13 protein-coding genes and 1 pseudogene are annotated in these 14271 nt (G+C 69.2%); 9 read left to right on the forward strand and 5 right to left on the reverse strand.

Features of this window, described 5'->3' with window-relative positions; genetic code table 11:
• From WMK75_RS16010 to WMK75_RS16025, 4 genes and pseudogenes are all read left to right on the forward strand, one after another.
• Positions 1–109: pseudogene (locus tag WMK75_RS16010) on the forward strand (lactoylglutathione lyase); the annotation flags it as partial.
• Positions 110–194: 85 nt separating this feature from the next.
• A complete protein-coding gene (locus WMK75_RS16015; RefSeq protein WP_347268613.1) occupies positions 195–1379 on the forward strand; it encodes an HPP family protein in 1185 nt (394 codons plus the stop codon).
• Positions 1380–1471: 92 nt separating this feature from the next.
• Positions 1472–2434: a glycosyltransferase family 2 protein gene (locus WMK75_RS16020; RefSeq protein WP_347268614.1), complete on the forward strand. Its 963-nt coding sequence runs from the start codon at positions 1472–1474 to the stop codon at positions 2432–2434.
• A 9-nt stretch (positions 2435–2443) separates the two neighbouring features.
• Complete coding sequence (locus WMK75_RS16025; protein ID WP_347268615.1) at positions 2444–4528, forward strand: Gfo/Idh/MocA family oxidoreductase; 2085 nt, start codon at positions 2444–2446, stop codon at positions 4526–4528.
• On the opposite strand, the gene WMK75_RS16030 is transcribed toward WMK75_RS16025, so the two are convergent.
• From WMK75_RS16030 to WMK75_RS16050, 5 genes are all read right to left on the reverse strand, one after another.
• Positions 4529–5041, reverse strand: a complete 513-nt coding sequence (locus WMK75_RS16030; protein ID WP_347268616.1) for an AmiS/UreI family transporter — start codon at positions 5039–5041, stop codon at positions 4529–4531.
• 81 nt (positions 5042–5122) lie between these two features.
• Positions 5123–6064 carry a hypothetical protein gene (locus WMK75_RS16035; RefSeq protein ID WP_347268617.1) on the reverse strand — a complete coding sequence of 314 codons (942 nt, stop codon included), beginning with the start codon at positions 6062–6064 and terminating at the stop codon, positions 5123–5125.
• Positions 6065–6172: 108 nt separating this feature from the next.
• The gene (locus WMK75_RS16040; RefSeq protein ID WP_347268618.1) at positions 6173–7264 is read right to left on the reverse strand and encodes a DUF475 domain-containing protein; all 1092 of its coding nucleotides are present in this window, start codon (positions 7262–7264) and stop codon (positions 6173–6175) included.
• Positions 7265–7418: 154 nt separating this feature from the next.
• Positions 7419–8801, reverse strand: a complete 1383-nt coding sequence (locus WMK75_RS16045) for a sensor histidine kinase N-terminal domain-containing protein (protein WP_347268619.1) — start codon at positions 8799–8801, stop codon at positions 7419–7421.
• Positions 8798–9469, reverse strand: coding sequence for a response regulator transcription factor (locus WMK75_RS16050; protein ID WP_347268620.1), 672 nt, complete (start codon positions 9467–9469; stop codon positions 8798–8800). The genes WMK75_RS16045 and WMK75_RS16050 overlap by 4 nt, the downstream gene beginning before the upstream one ends.
• A 75-nt stretch (positions 9470–9544) precedes the next feature.
• Between WMK75_RS16050 and WMK75_RS16055 the strand changes: the two genes are divergently transcribed.
• The 5 genes from WMK75_RS16055 (at position 9545) to WMK75_RS16075 (ending at position 14033) form a co-directional block, all read left to right on the forward strand.
• Positions 9545–10615, forward strand: a complete 1071-nt coding sequence (locus WMK75_RS16055; protein ID WP_347268621.1) for an ABC transporter substrate-binding protein — start codon at positions 9545–9547, stop codon at positions 10613–10615.
• Positions 10616–10786: 171 nt separating this feature from the next.
• The gene (locus tag WMK75_RS16060; RefSeq protein WP_347268622.1) at positions 10787–11728 is read left to right on the forward strand and encodes a tripartite tricarboxylate transporter substrate binding protein; all 942 of its coding nucleotides are present in this window, start codon (positions 10787–10789) and stop codon (positions 11726–11728) included.
• Positions 11725–12219 (forward strand): tripartite tricarboxylate transporter TctB family protein, encoded by a 495-nt coding sequence (locus WMK75_RS16065; protein WP_347268623.1) that lies wholly within the window; start codon positions 11725–11727, stop codon positions 12217–12219. The genes WMK75_RS16060 and WMK75_RS16065 overlap by 4 nt, the downstream gene beginning before the upstream one ends.
• 3 nt (positions 12220–12222) lie before the next feature.
• Positions 12223–13740 carry a tripartite tricarboxylate transporter permease gene (locus WMK75_RS16070; protein ID WP_347268624.1) on the forward strand — a complete coding sequence of 506 codons (1518 nt, stop codon included), beginning with the start codon at positions 12223–12225 and terminating at the stop codon, positions 13738–13740.
• Between the two features lie 140 nt (positions 13741–13880).
• Positions 13881–14033: a hypothetical protein gene (locus WMK75_RS16075; protein WP_347268625.1), complete on the forward strand. Its 153-nt coding sequence runs from the start codon at positions 13881–13883 to the stop codon at positions 14031–14033.
• Positions 14034–14271 lie beyond the last annotated feature (238 nt).

The raw sequence follows: 14271 nt of genomic DNA on the forward strand, positions 1-14271 counted from the left end.
GCTGGTCGATTTCGCCCCGGCCGGAGAGATCATCGCGCGGTTCTTCTTCGTCGCCGATCCCGACGGCTACCAGATCGAGGTGCTGGAGCGCGGCGGACGCTACAAATAGCCCGGCGGGCCTTGCAACCGCCGCGCGGCTGCGACATTTACGCGCAGGAAACCCGCGCGACGCGGGCGCGGACAGGACAATTCGGATGACTATCTTGCCCGGGGCAATGCTGCCCCGGATCATGCAGGCGCTTGGCCCGGCCATCGCGCCCGGCTCGCCGCGCGAGGCGCTCAGGGCCGGCGTCGGGGCGCTGATCGGGCTGGGCCTGGCCGGCCTGTTCCTGCTGGCGCCCTCGACCGACCTGCGGCTGGGCCTGTGCATGGTGGCGCCCTTTGGCGCGACCTCGGTGCTGCTGTTTGCCGTGCCCAACAGCCCGCTGGCGCAGCCCTGGTCGGCGGTGGTCGGCAATCTGGCCGGCGCCGGCATCGGCATCCTGACCTGTCGCCTGGTCCCGGACGGCACGCTGGCGGTGGCGCTGGCGGTCGGGCTGACCATCGCCGCGACCATCCTGCTGCGTGCCGTGCATCCGCCGGCGGGCGCGGTGGCGATGACCGCGGCGCTCAATCCCGAGGCGGTGCGCGAGCTGGGGCTGCGCTTTTTGCTGACGCCGGTGCTGGCGGGCACGGTGACGCTGGTCATGCTGGCCATGGTCTATGCGCGGCTGACCGGGCGGCGCTATCCCTTCCGCCAGTTCAACGAGCCGGGCCGCCACGGCACCACCGACCATCCCGCCATGGAGCGGCTGGGCCTGTCCCGGGCCGAGCTGACCGACATCCTGCAACGCTATCGCCAGTCGGTGAACCTCGGCGTCGAGGATCTGGCGCGGCTGATCGGCGCCGCCGAGATGCAGGCCGCCACCCATCGCACCGGGCCGCTGACCGCGGCCGAGGTGATGTCGCGCGATCTGGTCACCGTGGAGCCGCAGACGCGGCTGGCGCGGGTGGCCGACATCTTTCGCCAGCGCGGTTTCACCTCGCTGCCGGTGGTGGACGGCGAGGGCCGCTTTCTTGGGGTGATCTTCCAGCTGCACCTGATCCGGCGGGCGCGCGAGGACGCCTTTCACCACGACCGCCGCTTTCTGGCGGCGATGTCCGAGATGCTGAACCCGCGCGAGGACCTGCCCACCCGCGCCCGGGAAATCATGCAGGTCGATCCCCCGCATGTGGCGCCGGACGCGCCCATCGCCACGCTCTTGCCGATGCTGGCCTCGGGCGCATGCGAGGCGGTGCCGGTGCTTGAGGACGGGCGCATCGTCGGCATCGTGACGCAGACCGACCTGATCTCGGCCCTGGCCCGGCAAAGCCTGCGCCAGCAGGTCGCGGCAGAGTGACCACCTGCCGATAAGGGCAGGCCGCGCCGCATTGCCGGCCATGGCCCGCAGCGGTTAGTCTGCGCCAGGTCCGAACAACCCCCGGAGGAACCATGACCCGTCCGAGCCTGGGCGCCGTCGCCATCGGCCGCAATGAGGGCGCGCGGCTGCAAGCCTGCCTGCGCTCGCTGGTCGGGCTTTGCGAACGCGTGGTCTATGTGGACAGCGGCTCGGGCGACGGCAGCGTGGCCTTCGCACGCAGCCTTGGCGTCACCGTGGTCGAACTGGACAGGTCGGTTCCCTTCACCGCCGCCCGCGCCCGCAATGCCGGGTTCGAGGCGCTGCTGGCCGCGGGCGAGCTGGACCTGGTGCAATTCGTCGATGGCGACTGCCGGGTTGAGGCGGGCTGGCTGGCCAGGGGCAGCGCGGCGCTGGCTGGCGATCCCGGTCTGGGGTTGGTGACCGGCTGGCGCTCGGAAATCCATCCCCTGGCCACGGTCTACAACCAGATGTGCGAGGTGGACTGGCGCCGCCCGGCCGGCCCCATCGCCACCTGCGGTGGCGACATGATGGTGCGGGTCTCGGCCTTTCGCGCCGCCGGCGGCTTTGACCCGACGGTGATCGCGGCCGAGGATGACGAATTCTGCCTGCGTCTGGCCCGGGCCGGGTGGCGGCTGCAGCGCCTGCCCGAGCAGATGACCTGGCACGATGCCGACATGACCCGTTTCGGGCAATGGTGGTCGCGCACCATCCGCAACGGCCATGGATTCGCCCAGGTCGGCGCCATGCACCCGTCGCATTTCCGCCGCGAGAAGCTGCGCGTCTGGGTCTATGGCCTGGCGCTGCCGGCGCTGTTCGTGCTGGGGCTGGCGGTCTCGGGCTGGATCTCGGCGCTGGCGCTGGCGCTTTACGCGCTGTCGTTTTTCAAGACCCTGCGCGGGCTTGCCGGCCAGCCGATGGCGGCACGGCAGGCGGGGCTGCTGACCCTGGCCAAGATCCCCAACCTTTTTGGCATGTTGACCTATTACCGTCGCCGCCGCACAGGCGAGGCCATGCGCATTATCGAGTATAAATAGGAGCTTTCCATGACCAGTGACCTGCGGATCGGCATCATCGGCGCGGGCTATATCGCCCAGTGGCACGCGGATGCGATCAGGGCCACGCCGGGGGCGCGGCTGGTCGCGGTCTGCGACCCGGCCCGCGACGCGGCCGAGGCGCTGGCATCGGCGCATGGCATCGCCGCCTTCACCGACCTTGACCAGATGATCGCGGCCAGGCTCTGCGACGTGGTGCATATCCTGACGCCACCGCAACTGCACCGCGAGCTTGCGGTGAAATGCCTCGGCGCCGGGCTGCATGTCATGGTGGAAAAGCCGGTGGCGCTGTCGCTTTCGGAGCTGGACGAGATGACCGCCGCCGCCAGCACCGCCGGCCGCCAGCTTGCCGCCTGCCACAATTTCCTTGCCCTGCCCGCCTATCAGCGGCTGAAGACGCAGCTGCAATCGGGCGATCTGGGGCGGGTCAGCAGCGCGCAGATCAACTGGGCGCTGCCCTTGGTGCCGCTGCGCTCGGGTCCCTACAGCCTGTGGATGCTGCGCCGCACGGAAAACCTGCTGCTGGAACTGGGCCCGCATCCCTATTCCATGGCCTGTGACCTGTTCGGACCGCTGGAGGTCGAGCATGTCAGCCTTGGCCAGTGGATCACCCTGCCCGGCGGCGAGAGCCGCCCGCAAGCCTGGCGCATCCTGGCCCGCGCCGGCCATGTCGATGTCACCATTTCCCTGTCGCTGGTCGAGACCTTTGACGACCGCTCGGTCAGCTTGCGCGGCTCGTCGGGCATGGCGCGGATGGATTTCGCCGCCGACACGCTGGTGACGGCGCGCGACAATACCGCCGATCTGGTGCTGAACCCGCTGCTGAAGGAACTGGCCCGCGCCACCGGCCACCTGCGCGAGGGGCTGCGCAATGCCGCGCGCCAGGCGGCCTCGCTCAATCAGAAAAGCCCCTATGGGCTGAGTTTTCGCGAAACCGTCGCCGGGTTTTACGCCGGCATCCGGTCGGGCACACCCGACCCGCGCCTGGGCCCGGCGGCGGCACGCCAGGTCATGCAGGCCATCGCCGACACGCTGGCGCGCCTGCCCGCCCTGCCTGCGCCGCCCATCCATCCGCAAGGCAGGCCCGATCCGCGCGTCATGGTCATCGGCGGCACCGGCTTCATCGGCCGCAACCTGGTGCGCCGGCTGGTGCAGCAGGGCCATGACGTGCGGGTAATCTCGCGCGGGGCGGGCGGTCCCTTCCCGGATCTGGCCGCGCATGTGGAAACCACCGGCGTCTCGATGCGCGATGAGGCGGGGCTCGCCGCGGCCATGGCGGGGATGGATTGCGTCTATAACCTGGCGAAATCGACTGACAAGAACTGGGACGCGGCACTCGCGGGCGACATCGCCACCACCGAGCGCATCGGCCGCGCCTGCCTTGCCGCCGGGGTCGGCAGGCTGATCCATACCGGCACCATCGCCTCATATGACATGTCGGCGCCGCACGCGACCATCACCGAGGCCACGGATTTCGGCGACATGGCGGCGCGCAACATCTATGCCCGCGCCAAGGCCGAGGGCGAGCGCCGCCTGGGGGCGCTGCAGGCGCAGGGGCTGGCGCTTGCCATCGCGCGGCCGGGCATCGTGCTGGGCGACGGCGGCCCCTTGCAGCACTGGGGCATCGGGCGCTGGCACGGCGCCGGTGCGGTCCGGCTGTGGGGCAATGGTCACAACATCCTGCCCTTCGTGCTGGCCGATGACGTGTCGGACGGGCTGATCCTGATGATGCAACAGGATGCGGCCCTGGGCGAAAGCTTCAACCTGGTGGGCGATGCAATGTTCTCGGGACGGGATTATTTCGACGCCATCCACCAGCGCGCCGGCGCAAGGCTGCGCGTCGCCGGCTCGAACCTGACGGCGCTGTGGCTGGCGGATGTGCTGAAACAGGGGCTGAAGCGTCACGCGCTGCGCCGGCGCGACGCGGCGCCGGCCTCGCTGGCGGACTGGAAATCGCGCGGGCATCTGTCAGCCTTCGACAATTCCAAGGCCAGGCGGGTGCTGGGCTGGACGCCCGAAACCGACCGCGACGCCTTCTGGCGCCGCGCCATCGACGAGGCGCATCTGTTTGCCTGATCAGATCAGCCCGTCCAGCAGCAGGAAGCCCGGCAGCCAGCCGGTCAGGATGCCGGTCCACAGGGTGAACCATGCGGTCTGGCGCTGGATCGGGCGATCCAGTGCCAGCAGCAGGAAATACAGAAACCACAGCACCGCCCAGACCAGCCAGTTCAGCGCCAGCCAGACCTCGGTGCCGCTGGCGGCGGTGGCGATGGCGCGCAGGAACACCGGCACCGCGGTGATGGCGACGAACAGGCTGAACCAGCCGAGGCCGCGGCCATCGACGCCGGCAAAGCGGTTGTAGGCCACCCACAGATAGGTGGTGGCGAACAGAAGGCTCAGCGCCGCATTGCGGATGCTGGCCGCATCCGCCGCCGCGCCAAAGGCGTCATGCAGCACGGTGGCCCCCGAGACCAGCGCGGTGACGATATTGATCACCACGATCTCGCGATCCGAGATCCGGCCCAGAAGCCAGAGCCCGTTGAGGAAAAGCACGGCACCGACATAGAACAGCACGAAACCGGTAAGCATCGTGGACTCCGTTTGATTTCAGCGCCAGAAAGGCCAGATCGCGCGCAAGGTCAATGGCCGGATTTTCAAGGAATGCCTGAGTCAGTCCTTGCCCGTGACGCCGGTCAGCGGCAGGGCGCGCACCACCTCCCAGGTGATTTCCTGCATCCGGCGCGCCAGTTCCGCCGAGGGCGCGGCGGCGGGCGTGCCGTCGGCCAGGGTCAGCTCATGCGGCAGGCCGACCGGGCTCTTGCCGTAAAGCACCGCGTAATGGGTCAGCGCCACCAGATACAGCCCCAGATGCCCCGGATGGATGGTGTCGAGCGTGCCATCCGGGTTGCGGGCGAACAGCTGCTCGCGCGAGGTCAGCTCAGCGATGCCCTTTTCTTCCGCCTCGCGCACCACGGCGGCCATCACCTGACCGGCCGGGATCAGCCAGACCGGGCGCTTCGCCGCGCGCGCGGCGGGCCACAGGACCTGGCTCCACATGCCGTCCAGATCGTCAGGCAGGCGCGCCAGCCAGTCGGGCTGGTCGTCCAGCGCATGCCAGGTCTCATAGAGAAAGATCTGGACCTGCGGGTTGCCGGCCACCGCCTCGGCCGCCCAATTCGCGGCGTATTCCCGGCTTTCCTTGTAAAGCAGCGCATCCTTCAGCCGCACCATCTCGGTCATCACGAAGGCGTCGTAATCGCCGCTGGCCAGCGCCTGATGCGCGTCGCGGTAATGCGGCGTGGCGTTTTCCTCGGCAAAGCCGCTGATCGCCTCGGGGCCCTGGAAATGTTCGCGCAGCGCCGTGCCCCAGCCCAGCTGCAGCGCGTAATCATGCCCCGCGAGCTGCGCCAGCATCGCCGCCATGTCGCGCCCGACCAGGCTGTGGCCCAGCTGAAAGACGCGCAGCGGACCCGTGGGCAGGTCGCGCCTGACCTGGTAAAGCGCCGCCACATCGGCGCCGTCGTCATGGGTCGCACGCCCCTGACGCCCGAAGGCCAGCCAGAGCAGGGCCAGCAGGACAAGGACAAGGACCGCGGCGATCGCATAACGCATTGAGAAACCTCCGGCTGCCATGCCCCTATAGCAGATGCCCGCCGCGCGCGCAGCAAAAAGGCCGCCGCCCGGGTCGGGGCGGCGGCCGGGGCCGCGATGGCGCCGGGATCAGCCCTTCGCGCCGTTCCTGCGGTTCCAGCGGATCGAGGACCAGAGCGAGATGCCGATCAGCGTGGCGCCGCCCAGGCCGGTGACCACCTCGGGGATATGCAGCAGGGGCTGCACGAACATGATCAGCGACAGCGCGAGGATGGCATAGAAGGCGCCATGCTCCAGATAGCGGTATTCCGCCAGCGTGCCGCGCTCGACCAGCATGATGGTCATCGAGCGCACATACATGGCGCCGATGCCCAGGCCGATGGCGATGACGAACAGGTTGTGGGTCAGCGCGAATGCCCCGATCACGCCATCGAAGCTGAACGAGGCATCGAGAACCTCAAGGTAAAGGAACGCCCCGAGCCCGCCCTTGGCCCCCGCCTGCACTGCCTGCTGGCTGCTGTCCAGCAGCCCGCCCAGCACCTCGACCAGCAGGAAGGTCACCAGGCCCCAGATCGCCGAGGTGAAGAACACCTGCGATTCGACTGGCTCGAAGAATTTGGAAAAGCCCAGCACCGTGACCAGCACGATGGCGACCTCGATGCCGCGGATGGTGGCATAGCGCTGCATGCGGTTTTCCAGCCAGCGCACCCAGTGCACGTCCTTTTCATGGTCGAAGAAGAAGGACAGGCCCACCATCATCAGGAAGGTGCCGCCAAAGGCCGCGATCGGCAGATGCGCCTGTTTCATGATCTCGGAATACTGGTCGGGCTGGCTTGCCGCCATGACCATCGCCTGCCAGGGGCCGATATTGGCGGCGATGATGACGATCAGCAGCGGAAACACGATGCGCATGCCAAAGACCGCGATCACGATGCCCCAGGTCAGGAAGCGGTGCTGCCACGCGGGCGTCATCTCCTTGAGCTTGTTGGCGTTCACGATGGCGTTGTCGAAAGAGAGCGAGATCTCCAGCACCGCCAGCACGGCGCAGATGAACAGCACCGACAGCATGCCGCCCAGGGTGCCAGTGGTCTGCCAGCCCAGTGCCGCGCCCAGGGCCAGGCCGGCAATGGTGACGATGAAGGACCAGGTGAAATAGCCCAGTGTCGGGCGGGTGCCGCCATTCGCTGTGCCCCCCGCGGAAGGATGGTGTCCTTGTTGCATGTGAAATCGGTTCCAGGCGGCTGGTCAGGGTTCGACGCCGACATCACGAACGTGCCGCCACGTCCGCCAGAGGGGCCCGGCCGTCAGACTGCGTTCACGAAGGCGCGAACGCCGGCAAGATGACGGCTCGGCGCGGAAATTTCAAGTGCCCCGATCAGGCCGCCGGCAGCAGGATGCGCGCCACCAGCCCGCGCCCGCCCGCGGCATCGGCCAGTTCCAGCCGGCCGCCGAACAGCTGGGCGATCTCCTCGACCACCGGCAGGCCCAGCCCCATGCCCGGCGTGGCATTGCCCCCGCGCGAGAATCGGCTGACCGCGGCGGCGCGGGCGGCGGGGGCGATGCCGGGACCATTGTCCTCGACCTCGAGCAGCGCCTGGTCGCCGGCGCGGCGCAGGCGCACGGTGACCACGGCGGCGCGCCCGGCATGCAGCAGCGCGTTCGAGATCAGGTTGCCCAGCGCCTCGCCCAGAAGCAGCGGCTCGGCGCGCACCGCCAGATCGTCCCCGACCCCGGCCGCAACCTCAAAGCCAAGATCGATGCCGGCCTCGGCGGCGGCGGGAATATGTTCGGCGGTCAGGTCGCGGGCAAAGGCCAGCAGATCCAGCCTTGCGCCCGCCGCCACACCCGCCGCCGCATCCACCCGCGCCAGCACCAAGAGCTGCGCCAGCACTCTTTCGGCGCGGGCCAGCGCCAGATCGCCCTTGGCGGCGGCGGCCTGCGCCTCGGGCAGCGAGGGGGCGCGCGCCGCCAGCGCCAGCTGCGTGCGCACCACCGCCAGCGGCGTGCGCAGCTGATGCCCGGCATTGCCGGTGAAATGGCGCAGCCCGTCCAGCGCCGCCTTCAGCCGCTGCATGAAGGAATTCACCGCCGCCACCAGCCCGCGCACTTCCGAGGGCACCGGGGTTTCCACCGCCCCCAGATCGTCGGGGCTGCGGCTGCCGATCGCCTCGCCCAGCCGGTAAAGCGGGCGCAGGGACAGGGTCACCGCAATCCAGACGATCAGCGCCGCCCCGGCGATCATCAAACCCAACCGCAGCGCCGAGCGCATCAGGATCGCCCGCGTCAGCGCCTCGCGCGCATTCGTGGTCTCGGCGATGGTGACGGTGAAGGGCACCTCGTCGATGCCGGTCGAGGCGGCGCGCGCAAGGCTGGCCACGCGCACCGGCGCGTCCAGAAAGCGGGCATCGGCGAAACCCGGGCCGCCGCCCGGCGCCGCCGCGGCCACCGGCAGGTCGGCATAGCCGGTGACCAGCCGCCCCGGCGGGCCGTCGACACGGTAAAACACCCGGTCCTGCGCGGCCGAGCTCAGCATCTCGAGCGCGCCATAGGGAATGTCGATGGCGATGCGGCCCGCCTCGTCCAGCGAGGCGCGTTCGGCGATCACCAGCGCCGATCCGGCCAGCACCCGGTCGGCCAGGGCATTGGCCATGCGCCGCGCCTCGCGCCAGGTGTCCAGCAGCGCCGCCGCCCCCAGCAGCAGCGTCGAGAAAAGCAGCCAGGCCAGCAGCCGCCGCCGCAGCGAAAACGTCGGCCTCACCGCGCGACCCGGTCGAGGAAATAGCCGATGCCGCGCGCGGTGCGCACCGTCAGCCCGGCCGGGGCAAGGCGCTTGCGCAGGCGCGAGACATATTGCTCGATGGCATTGGCCGAAAGCTCGTCCTCGAGCGAGGTCAGCGATTGCACGATGGACTCGCGCGTCACCACCTTGCCGGCGCGCATGATCAGCAGTTCCAGCAGCCCGCGTTCGCGCGCCGGCAGATCCAGCGGCTGGCCAGCCAGCTGAAAGCTGCGCGCCGCCTGGTCCAGCACCAGATCGCCGAAGCCAAGCGTGGAATTGCGCAGCCCCGCCTGCCGGCGCAGAAGCGAGCGGATGCGGGCCTCGAACTCGCCGATGTCGAAGGGCTTGATCAGATAGTCGTCGGCGCCCAGGTCCAGACCGCGCACCCGGTCCTCGGGGGCGCCGCGCGCGGTCAGGATCATCACCGCCGCCGGGTTGCGCCGCGCCCGCATGGCGCGCAGCACCGAAAGCCCGTCCATCTGCGGCAGGTTCAGATCGAGAATCACCAGATCAAAGCTTTCTGCCGCCGCCAGGGCCTCGGCCGAGGCGCCGTCATGGACCACATCCACCGCATAGCCCGATTGGCGCAGCAGCGTGACCAGCCCCTCGGCCAGCGAAAGATTGTCCTCGACCAGCAGGATGCGCATGTCTGTCCCCCCGGGCGCAGGTTAGCGGGCGCGGCCGGGCTTGTGAACGGGCTGCGGCTTTGGCAGGCTGCGGCCATGCTGCCGCTGGCCCGCCTGATCGCCACCCTTGCGCTGCTGCTACTGGCGGTGGCGGCATCGGCGCAGGTGACCGATTTTCCTGCCGCCCCCGCCGGCGGGCGGGTGCTGACGGTCTATTCCTCGCTGGACGACGATCTGGCAGCACCGCTGATCGCCGCCTTTCAGGTCGGGCATCCGGGCGTCGCCGTGCGCTATGAAAACCTGCTGACCACCGAGCTTTACCGCCGCATCGCCGCCGAATCGCAGGACGGGGCGACAGCGGATTTCGCCTTTTCCTCGGCCATGGACCTGCAGGTGAAGCTGGCCAATGACGGGCTGGCGCGCGCGGTGCGCACGCCCGCGACCCCGGACTGGCCGGCCTGGGCCAACTGGCGCGACAGCGCCTATGCCCTGACCTATGAGCCGGCGGTCTTTGCCTATCACCGGCCCAGCTTTGCCAGGCAGACGCCGCCCGCCACCCGCGCCGAGCTGGCGGCCTGGATCACCGGCCATCCCGAGCAGGCGCGCGGCCGCATCGGCACCTATGACGTGGCGCGCTCGGGCGTGGGCTATCTGTTTCTCGCCCGCGACCAGGAACTTTACCCCGGCATCTGGTCGGTCATCCGGGCCATGGGGCGCGTGGGCGTGCGGCAATTCCCCACCTCGGCCGAGATCCTCGAACGCATCGCCGACGGCAGGCTGGCGCTGGGCTACAACCTGCTCGGCTCATATGCGGCGGAATGGGCGCGCCGTCACCCCGACATCGGGCTGATCCTGCCCAGGGATTTCACCGTCGTCGTCTCGCGCGTGGGGCTGGTGCCGGCGGCGGCGCGGGCGCCGGATCTGGGCGCGGCCTTCCTTGGCTTCCTGATGTCGCCCGAAGGCCAGCGCCTGCTGTCGCAGACCCTGCGCCTTTCCGCCGTCAGCCTTCAGGTCGCAGGCCAGGACAGCCCCGCCGGCGGCATGCAGGATCTGGCCGGGCTGCGGCTGAAGCCGGTGCCGGTCAGCCCGGGCCTGCTGGCCTATCTTGACCAGGCGACGCGGGCCAGGCTGCTGGCGCGCTGGAACGCGGCGCTTTCGGGGCGCTGATTTTTCGCGGCGATGTCAGGTCCGTGACAGGTTCCTGTGCAGGATGGGCCATGGTCCGGGAGTGCCCGGTCCCGAGGAGGGGGCCCGCATGCCAGCAGATTACGGGCCATGGAAAAGAACGACAGGAACCGGGCCGGGGCGCAAAGCCGCCGGCCGCAGCGGAGGAACACCATGAAGCCATTCATCCTGGCCGGCCTGCTGGCCGGCGCCATCGCCCTGCCGGCGCTGGCCGATTACACCATCATCGCGCCCGCCAACCCCGGCGGCGGCTGGGACCAGACCGCGCGCACCATGCAGACCGTGCTGCAGGAAGAAGGCATCTCGAAATCGGTGCAGGTCCAGAACGTGCCCGGCGCGGGCGGCACCATCGGGCTGGCGCAGTTCTCCAGCCAGAACAAGGGCAATCCCGATGCGCTGATCGTCGGCGGCTATGTCATGGTTGGCGCCATCGAAACCAACAAATCGCCGGTCTCGCTGAAGGACGTGACGCCGATCGCGCGACTGACTGGCGAATACGAGGCGATCGTGGTGCCCGCCGCCTCGCCGATCAAGGACATCCAGGGGCTGATCGAGGCGCTGAAGGCCGATCCGGGCGCGGTCAGCTGGGCCGGAGGCTCGGCCGGCGGCACCGACCATATCGCCGTGGGGCTGATCGCCAAGGCCGCTGGCGTCGATCCGACCAAGATCAACTACATCGCCTATTCCGGCGGCGGCGAGGCGCTGGCGGCGATCCTTGGCAACCAGGTCACGGCGGGCATCTCGGGTCTGGGTGAGTTCGAGTCCCAGGTCAAGGCCGGCACGCTGCGGCTGCTGGCGACCACCGCCCCCGAGCGCATCGAGGGCGTGGACGCCCCGACCCTGAAAGAGGCCGGGCTGGATGTCGAGTTGCAGAACTGGCGCATGGTCGCCGCCGCCCCCGGCCTGAGCGACGAGCAAAAGGCGAAGGTGACCGCCGACATCGAGAAGATGGCGGCTTCGGATGCCTGGAAGAAGCAGCTGGCCGACAAGGGCTGGGCCGACACCTTCCTCGCCGGACCCGCGTTCGATGCCCAGCTGGCCGAGGACATCAGCGCGACCCAGAGCATCCTCAAGGACATCGGTCTGGTGCAATGAGCGGGGATCGTCACGCAACGCCGCGCCGCCCGGACATGGCGGCGCTGATCCTCGCCCTCGGGCTGGCCGCGATCTCGGGCGTGATGCTGTGGGACAGCGCGCGGCTGGCCGATCTGGGCGGCTATTCCGGCGTCGGCCCGGCCAGCGTGCCGCGGGTCGTGGCCGTGGGGCTGCTGGGCCTTGCGCTCTGGACCGTGGTCGAGGCGCTGCGTGGCGATTTCCCCGAACGGCCGGCGCAGAACGCGGCGCCGGTCGCCTGGATCATCGCCGGGCTGGCGGCGCAGCTGATGCTGCTGAACGTCGCGGGGTTCTCGATTGCCACGGGCGTGCTGTTTGCGCTGACCGCCCGCGCCTTCGGCAAGCGCAACCTGGCGCTGACCATCCCCCTGGGCATCGCTCTGTCCTTTGCGGTCTGGATGGTGTTTTCGCAGGTCCTGATGCTGCATCTGCCGCCCGGACCGCTTGAGCATCTGTTCTTCGGAAAGGCCTGAACCATGGGTGCATTCGATTTCCTCATGCAGGGCCTTGCCACCGCGGCCGAGCCGATGATGCTGCTTTACGCGCTGATCGGCGTGACGCTGGGCACCGCGGTGGGCGTCCTGCCCGGCATCGGCCCGGCGCTGACCGTGGCGCTGCTGTTGCCGGTCACCTATCGGCTGGACCCGGCGGGGTCGCTGATCATGTTCGCGGGGATCTATTACGGCGGGATGTATGGCGGCTCGACCACCTCGATCCTGCTGAACACGCCGGGCGAAAGCGCCTCGATCATCACCGCGCTCGAGGGCAACAAGATGGCGCGCAAGGGCCGTGGCGGCCCGGCGCTGGCCACCGCGGCGATCGGCAGTTTCATCGCCGGGCTGATCGCCACCCTGCTGCTGGCCTTTCTGGCGCCGACCATCGTGCGCCTGGCACTGGTCTTTGGCCCGCGCGAGTATTTCGCGCTGATGGTGCTGGCCTTCGTCACCGTCTCGGCGGCCTTCGGCGATTCGGCGCTGCGCGGGCTGACCTCACTGTTTCTGGGTCTGGCGCTGGCCTGCGTCGGCATCGACCAGCTCAGCGGCCAGGCGCGGCTCTCGTTCGGCATCCCCGAGCTGCTGGACGGGATCGAGGTCACCACCATGGCCGTGGCGATGTTCGCCCTGGGCGAGGCGCTGTTCATCGCCGGCCAGCGCGACGCGACCGAGGGCGAGGTGACGGCGGTCAAGGGCTCGGTCTGGATGACGCGCGCCGACTGGGCGCGCTCGTGGAAGCCGTGGCTGCGCGGAACCTTCATCGGCTTTCCCATCGGCGCCATGCCGGCCGGCGGCGCCGAGATCGGCACTTTCCTGAGCTATGCCGCGGAACGCAAGCTGACGAAACACCCCGAGGAATTCGGCCAGGGCGCCATCGAGGGCGTCGCCGGTCCAGAGGCCGCGAACAACGCCAGCGCCGCCGGCACGCTGGTGCCCTTGCTGACGCTGGGCTTGCCGACCTCGGCCACGGCGGCGATCATGCTGGCGGGGTTCCAGCAGTTCGGGCTGCAGCCGGGGCCGTTGCTGTTTGCCACCAACCCGACGCTGGTCTGGGGGCTGATCGCCTCGCTGCTGATCGCCAATGCCATGCTGCTGGTGCTGAACCTGCCGCTGATCGGGCTGTGGGTGCGGCTGTTGACCATCCCGAAGCCCTGGCTTTACGCCGGCATCCTGCTGTTTGCCACACTGGGCACCATCGGCGCCAACCCCTCGACCTTTGAACTGGGGCTGCTGCTGGGCTTTGGCGTGCTGGGCTATGTGATGCGGCTCTTCGGCTATCCCATCGCGCCCATCGTCGTCGGGCTGATCCTGGGCCCGATGGCCGAGCAGCAACTGCGCCGGGCGCTGGCGATCAGCCAGGGCGACTGGACGACGCTGGTGCAATCGCCGGTCGCCGCCACACTGCTGGGCATCGCCGCTCTGGCGCTGATCGTGCCCTTGATCCTGCGGGCGCGCGGCCAGGGCGAGGTGCTGGCCCAGCTGGGCGGCGACGAAGACTGACGCGGATCCCCGGCCCGGTCAAGGGCCGGGGCATGCCCCTGGCGCATGGCGGCCCTGAGCCCGCCCGGCGTTGTGAAGGCAGATCCGCGATGCCATCTCTGTGCTGTCGCGACAGGCGACATCAGAACAGGCACAAGACCATGACCATCATCCGTTTCATCCGCTCATTTTTTGGCACGCTGGGTGCCGCCGCCGAGATCAGCGCCGCCGCCCGCGCGCATCGCAAGCCGCGCCCGGCGGCGCTGGCGCGGCTGGGCATCGACCGCCAGGCCTTCAACGCCATCCATCTGTAGGCACCGGGCCGGGTGTGGCGTGACAGACATTCTTGCAGGGCTTGACAGGGATATTTGCAGCACGACGTTTTTTTGGAAACGGGCGTTAAACGCCTCTTTCACGCCCGCCTGACACCCTCTTTATACCCGTTGAACGGGTGTGGCCGTCCCCGTGCCGAAAGCAGGGCACCTCGATTTTTCACTGTTTTTGGCAGTTATGGGCCAGTTCAGTGGCCTGAAGCTCATATGAAGTGGCTTG

The sequence above is a fragment of the Paracoccus sp. (in: a-proteobacteria) genome, from assembly GCF_039808215.1.
GTDB lineage: Bacteria > Pseudomonadota > Alphaproteobacteria > Rhodobacterales > Rhodobacteraceae > Paracoccus.

Coding starts and splice junctions, on each gene's coding strand:
- WMK75_RS16035 (WP_347268617.1), bottom strand. CDS start 6,064: ATGCGTTATGCGATCGCCGCGGTCCTTGTCCTTGTCCTGCTGGCCCTG.
- WMK75_RS16025 (WP_347268615.1), top strand. CDS start 2,444: ATGACCAGTGACCTGCGGATCGGCATCATCGGCGCGGGCTATATCGCC.
- WMK75_RS16055 (WP_347268621.1), top strand. CDS start 9,545: ATGCTGCCGCTGGCCCGCCTGATCGCCACCCTTGCGCTGCTGCTACTG.
- WMK75_RS16015 (WP_347268613.1), top strand. CDS start 195: ATGACTATCTTGCCCGGGGCAATGCTGCCCCGGATCATGCAGGCGCTT.
- WMK75_RS16070 (WP_347268624.1), top strand. CDS start 12,223: ATGGGTGCATTCGATTTCCTCATGCAGGGCCTTGCCACCGCGGCCGAG.
- WMK75_RS16060 (WP_347268622.1), top strand. CDS start 10,787: ATGAAGCCATTCATCCTGGCCGGCCTGCTGGCCGGCGCCATCGCCCTG.
- WMK75_RS16030 (WP_347268616.1), bottom strand. CDS start 5,041: ATGCTTACCGGTTTCGTGCTGTTCTATGTCGGTGCCGTGCTTTTCCTC.
- WMK75_RS16020 (WP_347268614.1), top strand. CDS start 1,472: ATGACCCGTCCGAGCCTGGGCGCCGTCGCCATCGGCCGCAATGAGGGC.
- WMK75_RS16065 (WP_347268623.1), top strand. CDS start 11,725: ATGAGCGGGGATCGTCACGCAACGCCGCGCCGCCCGGACATGGCGGCG.
- WMK75_RS16075 (WP_347268625.1), top strand. CDS start 13,881: ATGACCATCATCCGTTTCATCCGCTCATTTTTTGGCACGCTGGGTGCC.
- WMK75_RS16050 (WP_347268620.1), bottom strand. CDS start 9,469: ATGCGCATCCTGCTGGTCGAGGACAATCTTTCGCTGGCCGAGGGGCTG.
- WMK75_RS16040 (WP_347268618.1), bottom strand. CDS start 7,264: ATGCAACAAGGACACCATCCTTCCGCGGGGGGCACAGCGAATGGCGGC.